This is a genomic window from Sporosarcina sp. PTS2304 (assembly GCF_003351785.1).
Taxonomy (GTDB): Bacteria; Bacillota; Bacilli; order Bacillales_A; family Planococcaceae; genus Sporosarcina.
This window is the reverse complement of sequence record NZ_CP031230.1, coordinates 676211-698167: the sequence shown is the minus strand read 5'-3', so window position 1 is coordinate 698167 and position 21957 is coordinate 676211. Positions and strand designations below refer to the sequence as shown.

Sequence of the window (21957 nt, the reverse complement as noted above, 5' to 3'; positions counted from 1 at the left end):
CACTATACATTTACATTATATAATGCCACAGAAAGTTCACAATAAGTAGCCCTCTGTGGCATACAATAATTTCTTATAACTTAACGAAGAACTTTGTCTTCACCGAACCACTTTGTGGAGATTTCCGCTGCAGTTCCATCTTCATTCATTGTATCTAATGCCTTTTGAAGATCTTCAAGTAATTGCTCATTTCCTTTTTTGACACCGATTCCGTATTCTTCAACAGCTAATGAACCATCTAATTTTTTAAAGACACCTTCTTCATTCGTCATGTAGTAATCGATTACGACTTCATCAATAACGACAGCATCTAGACGTCCTGTTTTTAAATCTGTCAACGCCAATACATTATCCGCAAATTCTGTAACCTTTTTTAGCTTTTCATGGATTGGGTGACTTTCTAGTGCAGGGCCTGCTGAAGAAAGTGCTTGAACGCCTACTTCTTTCCCTTCCAATTGTTCGATCGTGTTAACATCCGAATCAGTTAATGTAACGACGACTTGATTATTGTCTAAATAAGGTTTTGTGAATAATACTTTTTCTTTACGTTCATCTGTAATTGTATAGCCATTCCAGATTAAATCAATACGACCACTGCTTAGTTCTGTTTCTTTCGTTTTCCAATCGATCGGCTGGAATTTCGCTGTAGCACCCATATGTTCAGCTGCTACTTTTGCCATTTCAATATCAAATCCAACTAATTCATTTTTGTCATCACGAAAACCCATAGGTGCAAACTTATCATCGACACCGACAACTATTTCTTTGTTTTTCTGAGTATCTGTTGACTGATTTCCATCTGTTGACTTGTCTGAACAGCCTGCGATAACTAAAAGAAGCGCAGATAGAAATAATGCTACTGTAACTTTCTTCATTTCATTTCCCCCTTTTTTAACTCTTTATCACGTTAACGAGTTAATATACTTTAAAAATAACATTAGAAGAAAGAAATGAAAAGCCTTTGCGCTATAAATTCCTACTTCTCACAAAGATAAAATAGAATTATTACATAGGTAGAAAACAAACTGGCTTTTTTATATCGCATCCTAAAAGAGTAACGTTTTTACACAATCCTACTGATTATCCAAAGAAAAGAATAAGCTTTTAGAAATAGGATGAGCTTGACAAGTATTTGGAGAGCGAGTGTAGTCTTGAGGATTCTCCCAACAGAACTGGGTGCTTTCCTGAGAGGGCGCGGAGAATGTCTTTTACGAATGAAGCGCAGAGAGAAGGCATACATATTTGTATTTCCAAGTGTAACTCGTAATGCCTTGGCTCACTGCGCTACTGCATTTCATTTTGATCTTCTGAAGACTTTATGCCCATCGTATGAAAATATGAGTGGCTTGTTTTCTAATACGGTTTCAAGGTGTACAATACGCCCCCAAAGGTGGTGTATATGGGGCAATACGTGTTCGAGGTAAGGTAAGTCTAGTTCGGTGTCTTCATAGCGGTGAACGAGATACAGTTCACCGTTACGCATATAGTCTCCATCTTCTACGACGATATATGGAAAGCCCCCATTTACCCGCATACCGATCAACTGATCTCGAACAGCGTCTGTCTGTTTGTCGGAAATCTTGTATAGGTTTTCTTGTTTTTGAAAAACATACATATCCTCATGTTTGATCAAGTCGTCGGTTAAATAATTACGGATAAATGATGTATCATTTTCGATTTCACGAACTTCAAAAATTTTTTCACGTCCTGTTACTGTTCGTTTTTCTTTTGCCTTCGCTTCCGCTATTGCGTCATAGCGCTTTTCAATATCTTCAAACATTTTCACTCCTAAATAATACGGGTTAATCGTCGTTTTAGATGGTTGTAAAACATTGGCGTTAAGTTTAGCAAATTCAATTGTTTCGGACGGTGTTAAATCCATTTGACGCAAAATTTGTTGATGCCAGTATGATGCCCAGCCTTCATTCATAATTTTCGTCTCTAATTGAGGCCAAAAATATAACATCTCTTCTCGCAACATAGTTAAAATATCGGCTTGCCAATTCGTCATTTGTCTGCTGTTCTCCAGTATAAACAACAGTACATCTTTTTCTTGTTCGGGCGGATTCTTTTTATTCATTTCAAGAGCTTGTTGTCCAGGGATCGGACGTGCATCCAAGTTCCATAAATCCTCATAATCATGTTTTGTCTTTTTCGATTGATGATCAAGTGAGGGTGAAGACTTTACATCTCGTGTAATACTCGGATCCACATGCTCTTGAATCGCTAGTACGGCATCTAAAAATGTTTCTACTCGCTGTTTTCCATAACGTATTTCATAATCAGCTATACGATCTGCAGTCGCAGCCATACTTTCAACCATATCTTTACGAGTCTTTGAAAAGTACACGTTATTTTTGAAGAAATCACAATGTGCCAACACATGAGCAATAATTAACTTATTCTGAATCAAACTATTTGTATTTAATAGAAATGCATAACACGGGTCTGAATTAATGACTAACTCATAAATTTTGCTCAACCCTACGTCATATTGAAGTTTCATTTTATGGAACTGTTTACCAAAGCTCCAATGCGAGAAACGAGTTGGCATACCATAGGCACCGAACGTATACAAAATATCAGCCGGACAAATCTCATAACGCATCGGATAGAAATCAAGACCAAATCCACTGGCAATTTCAGTAATTTCTTCAATCGCTCGCTCTAATGCTAGTTTTTCAGTCAGCGGAATCTCTCCTTTCGCTTTTCAAAAAACTTCTTCAGCGCAAAGTAGACATCGCGGTTTTTCTGCAAAATATAGTAGTTAAATTTTGGATGCTCAATTGATTTATAGACAGACATAAGTGTAGACATTCTACGATGCTCATTCACTTCGGCATAACCAAACATATTGGAAATCGATAGTAATTCATCTACATAATCTAAGCATTTACGGTTATCACTCGTCATATTCTCACCATCTGAAAAGTGCACAGGGTAAATATTGTAACTAGCCGGCGGATACGACTCCCTAATCACTTGTAATGCTTTCTCGTACGCAGAAGAACATCTCGTTCCTCCGCTTTCCCCACGATTGAAAAAATTATCTTCCGTAACTACTTTCGCTTCTGTATGGTGTGCGATAAATTCGATATCTACTGTTTCATACTTCGTGCGCAAAAACTTCGTCATCCAAAAGAAGAAACTTCTCGCCATATATTTCTCAAATTTCCCCATGGAACCACTTGTATCCATCATTGCCAAGACGACCGCTTTCGATTGAGGCTTCTCTACAGGATTCCAAGTTTTAAACCGCAGATCATCTTCCAGAATCGGTGCAATTTGCGCCTTACCTTTCATCGCATTTCGCTTAATAGCTGATAGTAACGTACGTTTTTTATCTATATTACCGATTAAACCCTTTTTTCGTATGTCCGTAAAATCAATGTCCTCAATCGTCGTAACGGATTGCTCTTTTTGTTCTAGATCAGGTAATTCCAACTCCTTGAAAAACATCTCCTCTAATTCTTCCATAGAGACTTCTGTTTCATAAATGTCTTGGCCTGGCTGATCACCAGCTTCTTTCCCTTCACCAGGTTGCGCTTTTTCCTCTCCTTGCGCTACTACATCGCCTACTTCACTATCTCCCTGCCCTTGCCCCACGTGCTTGGACTTATCATGGTTGTAGCGGATCCTAAATTCGTCCAATGAACGAATCGGTATTTTAACTACGTCTTTTCCATTCGAAAGAACGATGCTTTCTTCACTTATCAAATCCGGCAAGTTACTTTGCAATACTTCTTTAATTTTATCCAGATGGCGTTGCTGATCCTGGTGGCCTTTGCGATGGAGAGTCCAATTTTCCTCAGTAACAACAAATCGACTGTTCTCTTGTTCTTCCATTCGAATCCCCGCCTATCTCTCGAACAATTTGTTTCCTTATCCTATGCGACAGCTATTTGAATATTGACAAATTGGTGAGGAAACAAAAAAACAAGATCCCGTGAAGGACCTTGTGTTCGCTTTTGCTGTAAGCTTTTGGATACTGAATTCATATTGTAGTTATCGATTCAATAAACTACCGACATACCGCAATAGTTCATTTGCCGAAACCGAATTATAGCCATGCTCATCCACCAGACGTGCAACAACATCATTCATTTTCTTAAGTTGTGTCTCGTCAGGCGTCGAGGATGTAGTGGTTATTTTTACTACATCCTTTAGATCAGCAAATAATTTCTTTTGGATCGCCTCACGTAATCGATCATGTGAACGGTAGTCGAAGCGCTGGTTTTTACGTGCATAAGCAGAGATACGAATCAAAATCTCTTCGCGGAACGCTTTTTTGGCATTCTCAGAAATACCGATTTGTTCTTCCAATGAACGCATCAGTTTTTCATCTGGATTTACTTCTTCCCCAGTCAATGGATCACGCAATTTATTTTTATTGCAAAATGCTTCTACATTGTCCAAATAGTTATCCATCAATGTTTTTGCAGATTCTTCATAAGAATACACAAATGCTTTTTGAACTTCTTTTTTTGCGATTTCATCATATTCTTTACGCGCCATCGAAATATAGTTCATATACGTTTCACGGTCTTCTACAGATATCGATGCGTGCTGATCGAACCCGTCTTTTAATGAGCGCAATACGTCGAGCGCATTTATGCTAGGTGTTTCTTTGCGTATAATTGCAGAAGAAATTCGGTTGATGACATAACGTGGATCGACACCATCCATTCCTTCATCAATAAATTCATTTTTCAGCTCTTCTGTATCTGCATCATTAAAGCCTTCTACACTTTGACCATCATATAGACGCAACTTTTTTAAGCGGTCTACCCCTTGTTTTTTAGAGGCTTTCAATCGGGATAAAACAGAAAATATTGCAGCCACCCGTAACGCATGCGGTGCAATATGCACATGTGCCATATCACTTTCCTGAATCATTTTCTGGTAGATTTTTTCCTCTGCGCTTACTTTTAAGTTATACGGTATCGGGATGACAATTAATCGCGAATGTAGCGCTTCATTCTTTTTATTGCTAATAAACGATCGGTATTCGGTTTCATTCGTATGGGCAACAATCAATTCATCTGCACTGATAAGCGCAAACCTTCCAGCCTTAAAATTTCCTTCCTGCGTCAATGACAATAAGTGCCATAGAAATTTCTCATCTAATTTCAGCATCTCTTGGAATTCCATCATTCCTCGATTGGCTATATTTAACTCCCCGTCAAATCGATACGCGCGTGGATCTGACTCGGAACCATACTCCGCTATAGTTGAAAAATCGATACTTCCTGTCAGATCCGCTATATCTTGGGATTTGGGGTCTGAAGGAGTGAACGTACCGATCCCTACTCTGCGGTCTTCTGAAAATAAAATTCGTTCTACTAGTACATCTTCAATGTTGCCGTCATATTCTTCTTCGAGACGCAAACTATTTAATGGAGACAGACTGCCTTCAATTCGAATACCGTACTCTTCATAAAATGATTGACGCAACGGTAGAGGGATGAGATGCAAAGGGTCTTCATGCATTGGACAGCCTTTTATAGCGTAGACAGCCCCTTCATCTGTGCGTGAATATTGTTCTAGGCCTCTTTTTAACATTGTGACAATTGTAGACTTCCCTCCACTGACAGGTCCCATCAGTAACAGCACACGCTTCTTTACGTCCAAACGCTTCGCTGCCGGATGAAAATACTCTTCTACTAAACGTTCAATGGACTCTTCTAAACCAAACAGTTCTTTATTAAAGAAATTATATACTTTTCGACCATTTTTCTTTTCAACACCCGCACTATTAATCATCTCATAAATACGTGAATGAGCTGTCTGCGCAACTTCTTTCCGTTCTTTTAGTAAATTCAAATAGTCTTTAAACGTTCCTTCCCACTTTAATTCATTTTCTTCTCTACGATAGTTATGCAACTGATTTATAATATCCAACGTATCTCCTCCAAGTAGGCTGTGATATGTCATCGTATGTTGTACAGAACGAAATGATTCATCAAGCATTTGGACAAAAAAAGGAATTTCTTTAATTCTTACTAGGCTACAGCTTAAGATTCCGTTAAGATAGAAAGTACGGGGTGTAGAAAAGGGGAGTTTTATGAGGAAACAACATAAAAAAGAAACGATCGGTCATTTACTTAGACGCTATCTATTCATTTCTATCGGGGTAGTCGTTACGGCCATTGCCTTAGATTTATTTCTCATACCAAATTCAGTCATTGACGGCGGAATTATCGGTATCGCACTTATATTGAATTTCATCACGGGAGTACCTTTTGGGATTCTTATTTTAATTTGTAACCTTCCTTTCTTATTTTTCGGTTATAAACATATTGGTAAGAACTTCTTTATTTCTTCTTCGTACGCTATTGCTTTGCTGGCAATTGTCGAGTTCCCACTTAAATCACTAGGACCCTTCGTAACAGATCCGCTGCTCGCAACCGTCTTTGGCGGACTATTGCTCGGTGCGGGTGTTGGGACGATCATTCGTAATGGTGGAGCATTAGATGGCACGGAGATTCTTGGAATTTTGCTTACACGTAAAATCCCTTACAGCGTCGGAGAATTCGTTATGTTTTTCAATCTATTCATTTTCGGATGGGCAGGTTTTGTATTAGGACCAGAAAAGGCGATGTACTCGATCATTACGTATTATATTGCATCGAAAGCTATTGACATCGTCATTCAAGGATTGGACGAGACAAAAGCAGTCATTATTATTTCGGATGAATACGAAGAGATGGGTGAAGCGATTCGTCTGCGTCTTGGAAGAAGTATTACGAAATTGCATGGTCGTGGCGGCTATACAGATAATGAGAAGGATGTCATCTACGTAGTAGTCACTCGACTAGAGATCTCCAAACTCAAACAAATTGCCACTGACATCGATCCTTCCGCATTTTTAACAATTATGAATACACAAGAAACACATGGCGCTACGTTTAAGTCTCCTATACACTAAAACGAACCCATCTCAAAACTGAGATGGGTTCGTTTTAATGAAATACAATAGTTTTATTGTTCTCTACAATAATACGGTCTTCAATATGCCATTTCACCGCACGCGCAAGCACTCGCCGCTCGATTGTACGGCCGATTTTCTTTAATTGAACTGTATCATCACGGTGATCGACACGCTCGATATCTTGTTCGATAATTGGACCTTCATCTAAATCATTTGTTACATAATGTGATGTGGCTCCGATTAGTTTTACTCCGCGTCCAAACGCTCGTTCATAAGGCTTTGCACCAATAAATGCGGGCAAAAATGAATGGTGGATATTGATAATTTGGTTCGGGAAATGACTAACGAAATCAGGAGTTAGTATTTGCATATACCGTGCTAGCACCAGTACATCGACTTCGTATTCTTCCATTAACTTAATTTGCTGTTGCTCTACTTCTTGGCGAATGTCTTTGTTGGCCGGAATATAATGGAACGGTATCCCGAGAGCTTCTACCATGCTTCTCGCATCTTCATGATTACTAATAACAACGACAATATCTGTATTCAAATCACCGTTTTGCCACTCCCACAATAGTTCCATTAAGCAGTAAGGCTCTTTTGAGACGAAAATAGCCGTGCGTTTTAACTCTACCGCATAGGAAAAACGGTATTCTAATTCATGTTCATCCGCCACTTTTTGAAAATCACTTTCGAGTTGCTGTTTCTTTTGCAATAAATTTTCTGCGTGGAATTCAATGCGCAGATAAAACATCCCACCTTCAGGATCTGTGGAATATTGACTAGATTCAACGATGTTTGCTTGATGATTTAGTAAAAAGGTTGAAACTGCAGCAACAATTCCTGGTTTGTCGGAACATTTGACTAGTAGTCTTCCGATATTTTTTAGTGAAGCTGATTGTTCTTCTAATTGCATGGCTACCTGACTTTTTGTTGACATATATTTTCCATCTCCTACTAATTAAGTTAAATCTTCTACTTCTACTCAGATAAATTTCCCCAGCTTCCTTCTATATAATAGAAAGGATGCTGGAGAACTGTTTTAATCTTATATTATAGTATGAAGCATTTTCATGTTTTTCGCAAAGGTTTGTTATTCAGTCGGATCATTTAACCCTTTTCCCATACCTTTCAGGAAATTCATCCCGAACGTTACAGCACGGTTAATATCGGGATCATTGATAGCCTTCATCAATTGAAGAACACCGGTTTTCTGTCCTTCTTCCACACCCTGTTCCGCCTCATGTAATCCTTGTTGCACACTATGTGAAAGTTGCTGAACCGTCGCTGGATTAACAGCTGTTAATGTCCCAGCAGCCGCCAACAAGTTATTCAATATATTCGTCACCGGTTCTCTGGATACTTGACCTACCGCAATGCCTGCAATTTTTTCTTTTGATTGTAACATTGCTTGTAACGCGTCTAACGCGCCGATAGTATGCAATTCACTTGTAATTTCTATCAGCTTTTGAAGTGACTCTTCTTGCTCTGCTAGCTGTTTCTGCAAATCGGCCAATTTCTCTTGCTGGACTTCCATTTCCGTTCGCTCGGTTTTCTTAATAGAAGTTATCGGTGTTGCCATGCTCACTCACCTCACAATTTATTGATCTGTTAATTGAACATATCCTGGTCGATTCCACTTTCTTTGAACTTCTACGCCATTTTGAGGATGTCTTTTCTTATCTCTGTGATTAGTCTTTGGCAATGGATTGTCTCCTGTTTGCGGAAGCACTTCCATGCGAACTTTAGTCTGCTTATATGCTGGTGTGTTCGTTCGCTGGTCAGTTGCTGGACCTGTTAAGAAGTTAATTGCAGATTTCTTCTCAACGGAGTTCATCGGTAAAAACAATTCATTTTTTTGTACTCGGCCGGTAACTAGCGCTGGTAACTTTAACGCTCCATAAGGAGAAATAAGTCGGACATAGGTACCTGTTACGACACCTCGTTCTTCGGCCAGTTCAGGCGATATTTCTACATAAATATTCGGAACCTTTTCTTGAATTCCTTCTGATTTATTCGTCATATTACCTTCATGGAAGTGTTCAAGCATACGACCATTATTAATGTGTAAATCGAATTCGTCTGGGAATTTAACCGGCTCCACCCAATCTGACAAGGCGAAACGTGCTTTTTTATCCGGGAAATTGAAGCCTTCCGTATACAATAACGGCGTGCTCTTTCCATCTAAACTTCCCCAAAGGAAACTTCCCCAATCTTCTAGTACGTCATAAGAAGCTTCGCTAAACATTGGACTCAAGCTTGTCATTTCTTCAAAAATATCACGGGGATGACTATAGTTCCACTGCTGCCCTAGACGATTCGCGACCTCTTGAATAATCCACCAATCTTGACGTGAGTTTCCTTTATTCGGCAATGCTTTATATAAACGCTGCACTCGTCTTTCCGTATTTGTGAATGTACCGTCTTTTTCTAAAGAAGGTACTGCAGGTAAAATAACATTCGCATATTGTGCGGTGCGTGAAAAGAATATATCTTGGACTACTAAGAAATCCAATTTGGAAAGAACATCATGAACGTAGTTTGCATTGGAATCCACTAATGCCATATCTTCTCCAACAATATACATACCTTTCATGACGCCTTCATCTATCGAGTGAAGCATCTGAATATTGTCTAGACCAGGCTTCCCTTCAATCTCTACTCCATACGCACGTTCAAACTTTTCACGTGCTACGTCGTCTGTAATATGCTGATAACCTGGCAACCAACCTGGCAGACTTCCCATGTCGCAAGCCCCTTGAACGTTATTGTGCCCTCGTAGCGGATAGGCTCCTGCACCGGGCCTACGGTAATTGCCTGTCGCAAGCAGTAAGTTTGAAATAGCTGCTGACGTATCAGAACCCCCTGTATTTTGTGTTACACCCATGCCCCAAAGAATACACGTCCCGTCAGCATCACGAATTAATTCAGCTGTATGAATTAAGACATCTTTTGAGATACCTGTTATTTCTTCCGCATACTCGAGCGTATAACGATCTAATACAGTTTTGAAATCTTCAAAATGCAAAACATTTTCATCGATAAATTGCTGATCATGCCAGCCTTGATCGATTACATACTTCGTCACAGCCATCAGCCACACTTGGTCTGTTCCTTGCTGTGGAGTCATAAAGATATCTGCACGTTCTGCCATTTCGTGTTTTCGTAAATCTGCCACAATAAGTTTTTGTCCGTGTAACTTATGTGCACGTTTTACACGTGTAGCTAGTACTGGATGCCCTTCAGCAGGGTTTGCTCCTACAATAATGACGAGTCCAGCCTGTGCAATATCTTGAATCGTTCCGGCATCTCCACCCATTCCGACCGTCCGAAACAGTCCGTCAGTAGCAGGAGATTGGCAGTAGCGTGAGCAGTTATCTACGTTATTCGTTTTAAACACCTGACGAGCGAACTTTTGAATGACGTAGTTTTCCTCATTCGTAATTTTGGATGAAGAAATAATTCCTACGCCATCTCTTCCATGTTCATCTCGGATTTTACCTAAGTTTTCTGCTACTAAATCAAGCGCTTCTTCCCATGAGGCTTCAACAAACTCATCGCCTTTACGGATGAGAGGTGATGTAATGCGCTCTTCACTATTGACAAAGTCCCAACCAAATTTTCCTTTCACACATGTAGAAATCTGGTTGACCGGCGCATCGGAAACTGGTTGGATTTTTAAAATTTTACGATCTTTTGTCCACACTTCATACGAACATCCTACGCCGCAAAATGTACAAACTGTTTTCGTTTTTTTAATCTTTGCTTCGCGCATAGCTGACTCAACATCGGAAAGAGCCATAATACTGCTGTACCCGGGCTCTACTTCTTTAATCAAATCTACCATCGGCTCCATTAACTCATCACTCATCTTCGTCATGAAACCAGCTTCGCCAAGCATTGTTTTCTCCATCAGTGCATTACACGGGCAAACCGTTATACAATGGCCGCAACCTACACATGAAGACTCATTGATTTTGGCGCCACCGTCCCACAATACGATAGGTCGATCACGCTCCCAGTCAATAGACAGTGTTTCGTTGACTTGAAGATTCTGACATACTTCCACACATTGTCCGCAGGCAATACACTGGTTTGGATCATAACGGTAAAATGGATGTGTAAAATCTACAGCATCTTTCGAACATTTTGGTTCATATGGATATTTTTGATGCTCGACTTCCATCAATGCTACGGTATTATGAACTTTACAATTGCCATTATTATTATCACATACGGTACAATACAATAAATGATTTTCCAATATACGATCCATCGCTTCTGTTTGTGCAGCTTTTGCACGCGGAGAAGACAGTTGAACATCCATGCCATCCACTGCTTTTGTAGAACAGGCACGTGTCAACTCCCCATTCACTTCTACGATACATGTGTCACACGTTTCAATCGGATCCACTTCAGGTAAATGACAAATTTGTGGATGCTCAATTTTATTGGCGTTAATTATTTGAATTAATGTTGAACCCTCTTCAAAATTAATTATTTGATCGTTAATTGAAATAGACATTTTGGCATCCTCCTTCTCAAATAAAAATCCACCATGAAAAACCGGTTCACACGGCATTTTTTCATGGTGGAATAGTTTCTTAACAGGACTTGCTAAAGAACCAATCCGTATTTACTATTACAGATAGATAGGTAAAGCCCTAGCAATCACGTACTAGGGTTTCAACATTTCTATATTTAGTATAAAGTAATAGAGCATTTAATACAATGCCTACAAAATAAAATTCTAATTATTCAGTAAATAAAAGTGAGGAGTCATCACATGAAAAAAATCCACGAGTTCAACGATATTATTCGTAAACTAAGAAAAGACTTATTCGGTAAAGGGCCTGAGCGGATTCACACAATTTTTGTTGATAATATGGCAGTTTCCACTCTTTACGGAAATTTGACACCAACTGAAAAATTTATCGCCAGAACACCAGAAGGTAAAAAGATTGTTCACGGAGCGCGCACGTCAATGATTCAAGCAGTCTACGCTGAAAAGCCCCCGGAAGGTTTAGAAGAAATAGTAGAAGCAAAACTTTTGCATTTATTTAGTGATTTTAAAATCGATGATGATATTGCAGTTTCAGTATTTTTATTTGATCGGGCAATCGATTGAAAAGGAGGCGATCCCAATGGAACAACAGCAGCAACGATCTATTATCCGCTATCAAAATGGAGAATGGAACTCAAAAAAAGATCAAGTGGCTACAGAATATGCTGTGACTATTAAACTCAATGGGCAGGAATTTGCCACTATTGTCTGTACACCGGAATATATCGAGGATATGACGATCGGTTTTTTAGCTTCTGAAGGTGTAGTTCCGAAATGGGAACAGATCAAGGATATTCACTTAGATTTGGAAAATGGCTTTATTCATGTTCAGACTGACTTAGTCTATCCTTTCTTTGAACAATTGCAAAACAAACGCTATATTACGTCTTGCTGCGGTATGAGCAGACAAGGATTCATCTTCGCGAGTGATGCATTGACTGCCAAAAGAATGAAAGGAATATCTGTTCAACTGGCACCTGAACAGATATTTTCGTTAATGGCTCAAATGGAACAACAGGCAGATATGTTCCGACATACAGGTGGAGTTCACAACGCAGCTTTATGTGATCCAGATGGACTCTTAGTTTCTAGAATGGATATTGGACGTCATAATGCGCTCGATAAAATTTACGGGCATTGTTTAAAAAATCAAATTTCTGTTCAAAACAAAATTATTGTTTTCAGCGGACGCATTTCTTCAGAAATTTTATTAAAAGTGGCAAAGATCGGCTGTGAAATTGTTCTTTCAAAATCGGCTCCAACTGAATTGGCTTTGACGTTAGCTCAAGATTTAGGAATTACAACAGTAGGTTTTATACGGGGATCCACTTTTAATTTATATACTCATCCGAAGAGGATTCTGATAGGTGATGATAAGATAATGGATACGTTCACAAAAGATAATATTGACAATTGTGTGAATTAATACTACTATACACCTTAATCCTAATCGTGTTTCGTTTGTATTATTGTTAGGTGTAGGAACATATAGGACTTTAGTTTATTTTACTTAGTAGACAAGGGGAGAAAAGGAGTGCAAAAATTTCAGTTCACAAAGGGGAAGATGATGAATGAAAAAGACAAAGAACAGGTGGCTCATTGCTCTTTCAGCAGTTGGTATCCACATTTCTATCGGATCCGTTTATGCATGGAGTAACTTTACAAATCCATTGATAGAGGAATTTGGCTGGAGTACAAGTCAAGTGCAGCTTACGTTTAGTATCGCTATTTTATTTCTTGGTTTATCTGCGGCATTTTTAGGGCATTTCGTTGAAAAATACGGGCCTCGAAAAGCAGGGTTGCTAGCTGCATTATTCTTTGGCGTCGGAGTAACCGGATCAGGATTAGCAGTCGGCATGTCTTCATTACCAATGCTGTATATTTTTTACGGAATGCTTGGAGGTATTGGTCTAGGCGTCGGGTACATAGCCCCTGTATCTACTCTCGTCAAATGGTTTCCGGATCGGAGAGGACTTGCTACAGGTTTAGCCATTATGGGCTTTGGATTTGCCGCAGCAATTAGCAGTCCGATTATGGAATATTTGATTGTCAATGTAGGATTACAAAAAACATTCTTTATATTAGGGATTTCTTATTTTACTATAATGTTACTTTCCTCACTTTACCTTGAGAAACCTGAAGAAGGATGGGCACCGCCTGGTTTTATTGAGAAAGTGCAGTCTGGAAAAACAGAGATTAAACAAGATTTGGCACAATTAACAGCCAATCAAGCAGTGAAAACAAAACGTTTTTATTATTTATGGCTCATGCTATTTATTAATGTAACTTGTGGAATTGCTATTCTTTCCGCTGCTAAACCTATGGCAATAGACAGTATTGGAATGACTACTGTCCAAGCCGCAGCTTTAGTCGGAGTGCTAGGTGTATTTAATGGCGCCGGAAGACTTGGTTGGGCCGCTATTTCCGACTATATTGGTCGTCCGAATACGTACACTACATTTTTCGTTGTTCAGTTAATTTTATTTTCTATCTTGCCATTCACAACGAACGCAATTATATTCCAAGTGATTCTGGCAATCATTTACACATGCTATGGCGGAGGGTTCGCTTCAATTCCTGCATACATTGGGGACATTTTTGGCACTAGACAACTCGGGGCAATCCATGGTTATATTTTAACAGCTTGGTCTGCTGCAGGTGTAGCGGGTCCGATGTTTGCGGCATGGATGAAAGATACAACAGGAAGCTATGAAAGTAGTTTATTATTCTTCGCTGGATTATTTGCAGTCGCTTTAGTCATCTCTTTATTGATTAGAGTGGACATTAAAAGGTTACGTAATGAACAAGAAGGACTTAAGACGACTGCAGCACCACAAGTAGCAGCTACTAAATAAAACAGTGAATAACAAAAGGGCTGTCCAGAAAGTCAGTGATATCTGAGTTTCTAGGATAGCCCTATTCTTATGAAATCGAATCTTCTATTAGCTAGTTATTTTAGAGGAGTTTAAAATGATGAAAGAAAATATACCTTTCATTGTTCTATAGGAAGTGAGAATTACTACTGACTACCGCATATTACAAACGGTGATAAATAACTGCGTTTATTTTTCTGTTTCGTTAAAAGTATCGCCGCCTGCAATAGTACCTAACTCAAAACCATGTTCGAACCAGTATATTCGTTGTGTAGCTGTACCATGTGTAAAGCTCTCAGGAACGACATAACCTCTTGCTCTTTTTTGAATTGTATCATCACCAACGGCACCCGCAGCAGTAATAGCTTCTTGTAAATCTCCGCGTTCTAAATATCCTCGTCCTTGTGCATGATGCGCCCATACACCGGCAAAGTAATCTGCCTGTAATTCAAAACGCACTAAGTATTTATTGAATTGTTCTTCACTCATTTTTTGTCTCAACGGCATTACTTGATCAGAAATTCCTAGCAATGTTTGCACATGATGCCCTACTTCATGCGCTATAACATAAGCCATAGCAAAATCTCCAGGTGCTTTAAATGTAGTCTGTAATTCATTATAAAATTGTAAATCGATATAAAGCTTTTGATCACCCGGGCAATAAAACGGTCCGGCGGCAGCACTTCCGTATCCACAAGCCGTGTCCACCTGTCCTGTATAAAGAACTAACGTAGGATTTTCATACGTGAGACCTTGTTGTTGGAAAAGCTCTGTCCAAATATCTTCTGTGTCAGCTAAAACGACAGAAACAAAATCAGCCAACTCCCGATCCTGTTCAGTCTCCACATAGGGCTGATTGGGTGCTGTCGCATTATTGTTTATTAACTCTGTAGGATTACCTCCTAACAATAAAAAGAGTATAATACCGACAATGCCTAGACCACCGCCACCTAATGCAATAGCACCGCCTCCACCTCTACCTCTTCTATCTTCGACATTCGTACTTTTTCTCCGTCCATCTGTTTTCATGACATCCCCTCCAACAATTCTAACTGTCTACTTAACGCGTATTATGTACACTGTAGTTGCTTACAATGTACCCGAGTTTTCACGTTAGCAAACAGGCGAACATGAAGAGTAAAAATGTATTTATTGTGAAACTACAGTTATCTATTTCACATGTTCATTTTTTCATATATACTTTACGTAGTGTTGTAAATTTATGAAGGAGTGATTTTGTTGAGTAATCAGAAGTCTGTATATAACTTTAATGCGGGTCCATCCGCTCTTCCGCGTGAAGTCTTAGAAAAAGCACAGTCGGAGCTTGTAGATTTTAAAGAATCGGGAATGTCGATCATGGAAATGAGTCACCGCAGTGCAACTTACGAGGAAGTACATAATCAAGCAATTAACCGTTTACGCTCATTATTCTCTATTCCCGAAAATTACGAAGTGTTATTTTTACAAGGTGGAGCGAGCCTACAATTCGCAATGATTCCTATGAACTTCCTTTCTGCAGGGAAAAAAGCCAGCTATATTATGTCGGGCGCCTGGTCTGATAAAGCACTTAAAGAAGCGAAGACAATCGGTGAAGTGTATGAAGCAGCTTCAACGAAAGGGACGAATTATAATCGCGTTCCATCCACTGAAGAAATTACGTTTGATGAGCAGGATGCATATGTTCACATTACTTCTAATAATACAATCTTCGGTACTCAGTTCCAAGAATTCCCTGACACAGGAAATATTCCTTTAATTGCGGATATGTCTAGTGATATTTTGTCACGCCCAGTAGATGTTAGTAAATTTGGCATGATCTATGCTGGTGCACAAAAGAATCTCGGGCCTTCTGGCGTAACAGTCGCCATTATCCGTAAAGATTTATTAGAAAATGCAAATTCCTCAATTCCTACTATTTTAAAATACAGCACACACGCTTCAAATAATTCACTCTATAACACGCCACCTTCTTTTGGAATTTATATGTTAGGTGAAGTATTAGGCTGGATGGAACAACAAGGTGGACTAGACAAGATTGCGAAGAATAACGAAGAAAAAGCAAACTTGATTTATAATGTGATTGATAACAGCAATGGTTTCTATACAGGACATGCGGAAAAAGACAGCCGTTCATTGATGAACATTACATTCCGTGTAGCTGATGAGCAACTAGAAAAACAGTTCTTACAAGAGGCGAAAGAAGCCGGTTTTGTCGGTTTAAACGGTCACCGTTCTGTCGGTGGATGCCGCGCATCAGCATATAACGCAGTTCCATATGCTGCATGTGAAGCTTTAAAACAATTTATGGTGGACTTTCAAGCAAAACATAAATAAAAAGTAACAAAGCTAGGTGATTCCTTTATAGAATCACCTAGCTTTTAATTTGCGATAACTTTAAACTCTTTTGAAAATGCTTGTTGCAATGAACTAAATGTTTCGATAGTAGTAAAATCCAATCCTAATTCAGTTGAAGCATGAGCGATTTCGGGTCGGATCCCCGTAATGGTGCATTTAGTACCAAGTAAGGAAAGCACTTGAGTTAATCGGAAAATTTGTTGTGCCACTAATGTGTCTATTACTGAAACACCCGATAAATCGATGAACAAATGTATGATATCTGTTTCCAAGCACTTTTCTGGAATACTCTGTAACATGACTCTTGCACGTACATCATCCATGTCCCCAATGAGCGGCATTACACCTATAGTAGGTGTTAACTTTATCACAGGTGAGCTTAATTCATTGATTAACGTTTGTTGAGCTGTGAGTTTAGTACTCATAAATTTATTGTACGTTTCAGCAAAATCAACATAAATTTGATCAAATGCACTGTTAATTGTTTCACTCCAACGAACATAATCTTTAATTGTTATTCGTTCTTCATTCGTAACATAAAACCCTTTTAAAAATCTCCAATAGGTTAAGCGTACATTACTTAACGCTTCAAGTACATCTTCAATCGGTGTATTACTATTCACTCGGCTAAGAGCCACGACTTCTGCCCATTCTTTTTTATTTTTCTCGAACAATTTTGGATCTTCTAATAAGCTACTCGTAATCGTTAAGATCGTCAGTCTGTTTTGCTCACGCAATTTTTGTTCCATTTTCTCACTCGCTGTAAGTGAATAAATGGAACCTTCCTCTACTCTTCTCATGGCTAACCATACTTCTGTGATCTCCGGAAATTTGGATACCAAATATTCATACAGCTCTAAGTCAATACGTTTCATGTTTTCTCCCCCTGGCCCCTACAGTCGTCACATACATTAAGTAACTCTATCATTTAATACAAACTAATAATCGTTTAGTCTCAAAATCAAAAATCTGTAAAATCACACCAATCGCTGTTATGTATTTGTACAATGAATCATAGTAAACTGTTCCGTATTCCTTCTCGTATTCCGCAATTTTATATGGATACTCTTCTTCATCTGGAATAGGTAAGTACTTCCACGGACGTGCTGATTGTTGTGACTGTTGCGCATGAGCTTTTGTTAAAATATCATAAAAAAGTTCGACTTTGTCTTTAGGGAAATCATAATATGTAATACTATTAATTTCTATTGGCAACACTACATTTTTCCTCATCCAATGTACAATCGCATGTTCAATAGGCGCTTGGTGGACTTTTGAAATCTGAGTATCTGATAAATGCAACTGATTAATTGCATCTTTTTCACAATAAACGATGTGCAGGAATTTCATGAAAATACCTCCCAAATACAAATTCTATTTTGTATTATTGCTCATTATACAGCAAATACTTACACTATAGCGGGTGTGCTTAATATTTTGTTCCAGCGTCTCCATACTCTTCTAATAACTCTTCAAAGCTTTTATTTTTTTCACGATCTTTACGCTCTTGAATCCTTTGTTGCTTTTCTTTCTCTTTTTGTTGCTCTTCTATCGCTGCCAATTCTATTTTTGTATGTTTCAATTTCGCCAGTACATCATCATTCAGTAAATCTGAAAGAGATGTCGCCGTTTCATCAGTTCGAGTGTTTTGGTAATGATTTTGCGGTTGTTTATTATTCTGCTTCTTTTTCTTCGCCATAATTATCACTACTTTCTTTACGTTATATGTACTATCACATGTTTCTTTCAGACGTTCGCAATTGAGGAAGGTTTTTGAATTGCCCTTATTGTAAGTTATTACGTACAATAGAAGAAGGGAGGGATGTTTATGTTTAGTTTACCAAATAACGTAACATTAATCGAGGTTGGACCAAGAGATGGGTTACAAAACGAAAAAAATCAAATCCCGACACATATTAAGTTATCATTTATTCGTGCACTCCAACTTGCCGGAATAGAAGAAATGGAAGTTACTTCATTCGTTTCACCTAAATGGGTTCCGCAAATGGCGGATGCTGCTGATATTATGCAGCAAATTAAAAACAAAGGAAGACAAATCGTATTAACACCTAACGCTAAAGGAATAGAGAAAGCAAAGGAAGCTCACGCTAAAAGTATGGCAGTTTTTGTTGGGGTGAGTGATACGTTTAATCAAAAAAATATAAATCGCACTACGGAAGAGAGTGTCAATTCGCTAAGACCTCTCATTCTTCAATTAAAACAAGAAGGATACTTTGTTCGCGCGTGTATTTCTACCGCTTTCCACTGTCCATATGAAGGCTCTATTGAATTGGAGAAAACGCTTGATTTATGCCGACAATTCAGCGATATGAATGTAGATGAATTAAGTGTTGCGGATACGGATGGTATGGCAAATCCTGCAATGAGCTATGATCTTTTCTTAGCCTTAAGAGAACAGTTCCCTAAGCAATTACTGACTGCTCATTTTCATGATACACGCAAATTGGGGCTGACGAATATTTATGCTGCACTGCAAGCAGGTGTCGATCGGTTTGATACATCGGCAGGGGGACTAGGAGGTTGTCCGTTTGCTCCAGGCGCTACTGGAAATGTGGCAACAGAAGATGTTTTATACTTGCTACAATCATTGAACATCGAAACTGGATTAAATATGAACGCTATTTGTCAAGCAGTTGAAATCGTAGAGCCTTACCTTTCTAGACCAATTGAGACAGCTATGTATCAACAATTTAAGAGAGAGGGGCACATATGTTGAGACGAAGACTCATTTTTATTGTAGGTGTAATTTCAAGTGTCTTCACAGCTATACTCACCATTTTCGGCATCCTTGTTACCAATCGAATGATGTATTTAAAAATTAAGGACTCCGAATTTATTTTGCAACGAGAGATGCTTGCCAAACGATTTGATAATCAGTGGTTTGAAACTGTCCGCAAAGAGAATTTATGGATTCCTTCACCTAATGGCTATAATTTACGTGCTATATTTTTACGACCATTAGACACGACAAGAACGGTCGTAATTTGTCATGGCGTAACTGAAAATAAAGTAAATTCTATCAAATATGCCCGCTTATTTGAACGACTCGGATTCAACTCCGTTATATTTGACCATCGGCGGCATGGCGATTCGGGCGGGAAAACTACAAGCTTTGGATTTTATGAGAAGATGGATTTAAAAGAAGTCATATCAGCTGTGCGTAAGAGAGTAGGCAAACGTGCTTTAGTCGGTATTCACGGGGAGTCTATGGGGGCGGCAACGACTCTACTATATGCAGGGACATATGAAGATGAAGCAGACTTTTACATTTCTGATTGTCCATTCTCCGATTTCTCCGAGCAATTGCTTCACATTATTCGAACAGAAATGCCTTTTAAAACTTCGATGAGTTTGCGCGTTGCCAATTTATTTTTAAAGATACGTGATGGCTACACGTCTGCTGCTGTATCTCCTCGAGAAGTTATGAAGTTTATTGACAAACCTGTTCTATTCATACACAGCCTGGAAGATAAATTCATACTGCCTCATATGACAGAAGAACTGTATGCATTAAAAGAAGGAGATAAAATGATGAAGCTCTTCGCTAAAGGTGAACATGCCAAATCGTATAACGATAACCCCGAAGAATACGAAAGAGTGGTACAAACTTTTTTACATCGATATCGTTTATCTTAATATACCAAGCCTGTGTATTATCCAAGAAAAAATGGCATTTGGAAATGAGTGCTTTTGACGAGTAGTTGTAGAGATAGTGTATCGTTTAGGATTCTCCCTACAGAACCGGACGCTTTCCTGAGGGCACGCGGCGGACTCGCCAAAAGTGCGTGGCGTTTACGCCTGTCGTGCTGATCTTCCAGGAGTCGCCGGTTCTTTCGGGAGAATCCTTGAGTTTGTGTCGGGAAGTCAGTTGGTGTTCGTTCAGAAATTAAGTATGGTATGTTCTGCTTCCTGAACAATGTGGGTAAAGCTTTGGATTGCCTGGCTGAATACATAAAGAGTCATTTCTCCACTCAGTAAAGTGAAAAAATCATAGTAGCTTCCACCACTTCGTCGCTTCTTAACTTCAAAAATATTACATAGTATTAAACAAGCTCACGTATTTTTCACCACATACAAAGAACTATCGACCTGTCTTGCCTACACTAAGTACGGCTGAAGATGGAAGACGATCGACTCCGGGAGGATTAAGGACGACAGGCGTAACCCGCAGCGCTTTTTTGCGGGGTCCGCCGCGTCCCCTCCGGAAAGCGTATCGTCTAGAAGCGCAAGCCGCAAGATACTCTAAGTTAGCGTTACTCCATCTAATCGCGATAGTCAAAATCGTTTTACACTACGTGAACGAAAGAAATATATAATATGGTTAATCAATAGGCTTGTTGCTATACAAAATTAAAACTCCGTGTAAGCATGAGCCCATCACGGAGTTGTTGTTATTTCTTTTTATCTGGCTTATCTTGTACTTTGTTCATTTGAGCCATCATTTGATTGATTTTTTTCTGTGAAGGTTTTTGTCCCATTTGCATCATCATCATTCGTAACATTTGCTCGTTAATTGGTGGATTTTCCTTCAAATATTTCATCATATATCTACGTGCGATGAAAAAGCCAAGCGCTACTCCACCGATCAATGCGATGACGATCAAGACAATCGCTAATATCAAATTCATTGTCATTGCTGCCATACCTCCTTCACTAAAAATGTTTCGATTGTATACTACCAAGAAGGATTATACAACATAGCAGCAGTGAATAGCAATGACTCTTGTTGAATTATGCGGAAGTTTTCACATCATTGTATTTTCTAGTATCAAACGCTCTGAATATTTGACTGGTTTTAGCCAACCGCACTCTTCCTGTTCATTCATCACAGCAAAAAAACGATCTGTTGCAGAAGACAATGCTACGAATAAATCCAAGTCCAACATCCTAGAACCTTGGCAATACACTTCAATACAATGAGTTCCCATTTTAATGAACACATCCCCTTTAATCAAATGCGTAAGCCGATACTCATTACAATGAGAGTCGATCTTATCAAAACTCTTACGTAATTTCCGATGTATGATCTGATCGATTTCCATATCATGTAACTGATCACATAAATATTCAATCTCCTGATAGTTCGTAGAAGGGTCAACTGCTAATAGTTCAAATAACAAACGTTCACGTCCCATAATAAATGATTGATATTCAGATTTAATTTTAAATATTTCATATTTCCTCATAACGAACACCCCCTGAACTTTATCATA

20 protein-coding genes are annotated in these 21957 nt (G+C 38.9%); 7 read left to right on the top strand and 13 right to left on the bottom strand.

Annotated features, from left to right (window positions below):
- Nucleotides 1-80 precede the first annotated feature (80 nt).
- The 4 genes from DV702_RS03125 to DV702_RS03110 form a co-directional block, all read right to left on the bottom strand.
- Complete coding sequence (locus tag DV702_RS03125) at nt 81-875, bottom strand: amino acid ABC transporter substrate-binding protein (RefSeq protein ID WP_114923424.1); 795 nt, start codon at nt 873-875, stop codon at nt 81-83.
- A 419-nt stretch (nt 876-1294) separates the two neighbouring features.
- A complete protein-coding gene (locus DV702_RS03120) occupies nt 1295-2689 on the bottom strand; it encodes a SpoVR family protein (RefSeq protein ID WP_114923423.1) in 1395 nt (464 codons plus the stop codon).
- Complete coding sequence (gene yhbH, locus DV702_RS03115) at nt 2686-3846, bottom strand: sporulation protein YhbH (RefSeq protein WP_114923422.1); 1161 nt, start codon at nt 3844-3846, stop codon at nt 2686-2688. Before yhbH ends, DV702_RS03120 begins: the two co-directional genes overlap by 4 nt.
- 159 nt (nt 3847-4005) lie before the next feature.
- Nucleotides 4006-5934, bottom strand: a complete 1929-nt coding sequence (locus DV702_RS03110; protein WP_371682722.1) for a PrkA family serine protein kinase — start codon at nt 5932-5934, stop codon at nt 4006-4008.
- Between the two features lie 130 nt (nt 5935-6064).
- On the opposite strand from DV702_RS03110, the gene DV702_RS03105 reads away from it, so the two are divergent.
- Nucleotides 6065-6928, top strand: a complete 864-nt coding sequence (locus tag DV702_RS03105; RefSeq protein ID WP_114923420.1) for a YitT family protein — start codon at nt 6065-6067, stop codon at nt 6926-6928.
- A gap of 34 nt (nt 6929-6962) precedes the next feature.
- On the opposite strand, the gene purU is transcribed toward DV702_RS03105, so the two are convergent.
- The 3 genes from purU to fdhF form a co-directional block, all read right to left on the bottom strand.
- Nucleotides 6963-7847 (bottom strand): formyltetrahydrofolate deformylase, encoded by an 885-nt coding sequence (gene purU, locus DV702_RS03100; RefSeq protein WP_240315716.1) that lies wholly within the window; start codon nt 7845-7847, stop codon nt 6963-6965.
- 177 nt (nt 7848-8024) lie between these two features.
- Nucleotides 8025-8513: a helical membrane plugin domain-containing protein gene (locus DV702_RS03095; RefSeq protein WP_114923418.1), complete on the bottom strand. Its 489-nt coding sequence runs from the start codon at nt 8511-8513 to the stop codon at nt 8025-8027.
- 18 nt (nt 8514-8531) lie between these two features.
- Nucleotides 8532-11456, bottom strand: coding sequence for a formate dehydrogenase subunit alpha (fdhF, locus tag DV702_RS03090; protein WP_114923417.1), 2925 nt, complete (start codon nt 11454-11456; stop codon nt 8532-8534).
- A gap of 261 nt (nt 11457-11717) precedes the next feature.
- Here fdhF and DV702_RS03085 point away from each other — a divergent pair, with 261 nt between their 5' ends.
- From DV702_RS03085 to DV702_RS03075, 3 genes are all read left to right on the top strand, one after another.
- Nucleotides 11718-12059, top strand: a complete 342-nt coding sequence (locus DV702_RS03085) for a Na-translocating system protein MpsC family protein (protein ID WP_114923416.1) — start codon at nt 11718-11720, stop codon at nt 12057-12059.
- A 16-nt stretch (nt 12060-12075) separates the two neighbouring features.
- Nucleotides 12076-12921 carry a formate dehydrogenase accessory sulfurtransferase FdhD gene (gene fdhD, locus DV702_RS03080; RefSeq protein WP_114923415.1) on the top strand — a complete coding sequence of 282 codons (846 nt, stop codon included), beginning with the start codon at nt 12076-12078 and terminating at the stop codon, nt 12919-12921.
- Between the two features lie 145 nt (nt 12922-13066).
- Nucleotides 13067-14350, top strand: coding sequence for an L-lactate MFS transporter (locus DV702_RS03075; RefSeq protein ID WP_114923414.1), 1284 nt, complete (start codon nt 13067-13069; stop codon nt 14348-14350).
- Nucleotides 14351-14557: 207 nt separating this feature from the next.
- On the opposite strand, the gene DV702_RS03070 is transcribed toward DV702_RS03075, so the two are convergent.
- Complete coding sequence (locus tag DV702_RS03070) at nt 14558-15397, bottom strand: KPN_02809 family neutral zinc metallopeptidase (RefSeq protein WP_114923413.1); 840 nt, start codon at nt 15395-15397, stop codon at nt 14558-14560.
- A 210-nt stretch (nt 15398-15607) separates the two neighbouring features.
- Between DV702_RS03070 and serC the strand changes: the two genes are divergently transcribed.
- Complete coding sequence (gene serC / locus DV702_RS03065) at nt 15608-16702, top strand: 3-phosphoserine/phosphohydroxythreonine transaminase (protein ID WP_205407212.1); 1095 nt, start codon at nt 15608-15610, stop codon at nt 16700-16702.
- A 44-nt stretch (nt 16703-16746) separates the two neighbouring features.
- Here serC and DV702_RS03060 read toward each other — a convergent pair whose 3' ends face one another.
- The 3 genes from DV702_RS03060 to DV702_RS03050 form a co-directional block, all read right to left on the bottom strand.
- The gene (locus DV702_RS03060; RefSeq protein ID WP_114923411.1) at nt 16747-17598 is read right to left on the bottom strand and encodes an STAS domain-containing protein; all 852 of its coding nucleotides are present in this window, start codon (nt 17596-17598) and stop codon (nt 16747-16749) included.
- A gap of 49 nt (nt 17599-17647) precedes the next feature.
- Complete coding sequence (locus DV702_RS03055; protein ID WP_114923410.1) at nt 17648-18073, bottom strand: hypothetical protein; 426 nt, start codon at nt 18071-18073, stop codon at nt 17648-17650.
- 79 nt (nt 18074-18152) lie between these two features.
- Nucleotides 18153-18422, bottom strand: coding sequence for a YqkE family protein (locus DV702_RS03050; protein ID WP_114923409.1), 270 nt, complete (start codon nt 18420-18422; stop codon nt 18153-18155).
- Between the two features lie 129 nt (nt 18423-18551).
- On the opposite strand from DV702_RS03050, the gene DV702_RS03045 reads away from it, so the two are divergent.
- Both DV702_RS03045 and DV702_RS03040 read left to right on the top strand, forming a co-directional pair.
- Nucleotides 18552-19460 (top strand): hydroxymethylglutaryl-CoA lyase, encoded by a 909-nt coding sequence (locus tag DV702_RS03045; protein WP_114923408.1) that lies wholly within the window; start codon nt 18552-18554, stop codon nt 19458-19460.
- Nucleotides 19454-20380, top strand: coding sequence for an alpha/beta hydrolase (locus DV702_RS03040; protein WP_205407211.1), 927 nt, complete (start codon nt 19454-19456; stop codon nt 20378-20380). The genes DV702_RS03045 and DV702_RS03040 overlap by 7 nt, the downstream gene beginning before the upstream one ends.
- Nucleotides 20381-21135: 755 nt before the next feature.
- On the opposite strand, the gene DV702_RS03035 is transcribed toward DV702_RS03040, so the two are convergent.
- Both DV702_RS03035 and sirA read right to left on the bottom strand, forming a co-directional pair.
- Complete coding sequence (locus DV702_RS03035; protein ID WP_114925815.1) at nt 21136-21372, bottom strand: YneF family protein; 237 nt, start codon at nt 21370-21372, stop codon at nt 21136-21138.
- Between the two features lie 117 nt (nt 21373-21489).
- Nucleotides 21490-21930: a sporulation inhibitor of replication protein SirA gene (gene sirA, locus DV702_RS03030; RefSeq protein ID WP_114923407.1), complete on the bottom strand. Its 441-nt coding sequence runs from the start codon at nt 21928-21930 to the stop codon at nt 21490-21492.
- Between the last annotated feature and the right edge of the window lie 27 nt (nt 21931-21957).

Excerpts from the sequence above, each read along its gene's own strand:
- DV702_RS03110 (WP_371682722.1), bottom strand. The coding sequence starts at position 5,934 with ATGACATATCACAGCCTACTTGGAGGAGATACGTTGGATATTATAAAT.
- DV702_RS03060 (WP_114923411.1), bottom strand. The coding sequence starts at position 17,598 with ATGAAACGTATTGACTTAGAGCTGTATGAATATTTGGTATCCAAATTT.
- DV702_RS03095 (WP_114923418.1), bottom strand. The coding sequence starts at position 8,513 with ATGGCAACACCGATAACTTCTATTAAGAAAACCGAGCGAACGGAAATG.
- DV702_RS03050 (WP_114923409.1), bottom strand. The coding sequence starts at position 18,422 with ATGGCGAAGAAAAAGAAGCAGAATAATAAACAACCGCAAAATCATTAC.
- sirA (WP_114923407.1), bottom strand. The coding sequence starts at position 21,930 with ATGAGGAAATATGAAATATTTAAAATTAAATCTGAATATCAATCATTT.
- fdhD (WP_114923415.1), top strand. The coding sequence starts at position 12,076 with ATGGAACAACAGCAGCAACGATCTATTATCCGCTATCAAAATGGAGAA.
- DV702_RS03085 (WP_114923416.1), top strand. The coding sequence starts at position 11,718 with ATGAAAAAAATCCACGAGTTCAACGATATTATTCGTAAACTAAGAAAA.
- DV702_RS03075 (WP_114923414.1), top strand. The coding sequence starts at position 13,067 with ATGAAAAAGACAAAGAACAGGTGGCTCATTGCTCTTTCAGCAGTTGGT.
- DV702_RS03070 (WP_114923413.1), bottom strand. The coding sequence starts at position 15,397 with ATGAAAACAGATGGACGGAGAAAAAGTACGAATGTCGAAGATAGAAGA.
- fdhF (WP_114923417.1), bottom strand. The coding sequence starts at position 11,456 with ATGTCTATTTCAATTAACGATCAAATAATTAATTTTGAAGAGGGTTCA.
- DV702_RS03035 (WP_114925815.1), bottom strand. The coding sequence starts at position 21,372 with ATGAATTTGATATTAGCGATTGTCTTGATCGTCATCGCATTGATCGGT.
- DV702_RS03055 (WP_114923410.1), bottom strand. The coding sequence starts at position 18,073 with ATGAAATTCCTGCACATCGTTTATTGTGAAAAAGATGCAATTAATCAG.
- yhbH (WP_114923422.1), bottom strand. The coding sequence starts at position 3,846 with ATGGAAGAACAAGAGAACAGTCGATTTGTTGTTACTGAGGAAAATTGG.
- DV702_RS03125 (WP_114923424.1), bottom strand. The coding sequence starts at position 875 with ATGAAGAAAGTTACAGTAGCATTATTTCTATCTGCGCTTCTTTTAGTT.
- purU (WP_240315716.1), bottom strand. The coding sequence starts at position 7,847 with ATGCAATTAGAAGAACAATCAGCTTCACTAAAAAATATCGGAAGACTA.
- DV702_RS03045 (WP_114923408.1), top strand. The coding sequence starts at position 18,552 with ATGTTTAGTTTACCAAATAACGTAACATTAATCGAGGTTGGACCAAGA.
- DV702_RS03105 (WP_114923420.1), top strand. The coding sequence starts at position 6,065 with ATGAGGAAACAACATAAAAAAGAAACGATCGGTCATTTACTTAGACGC.
- DV702_RS03040 (WP_205407211.1), top strand. The coding sequence starts at position 19,454 with ATGTTGAGACGAAGACTCATTTTTATTGTAGGTGTAATTTCAAGTGTC.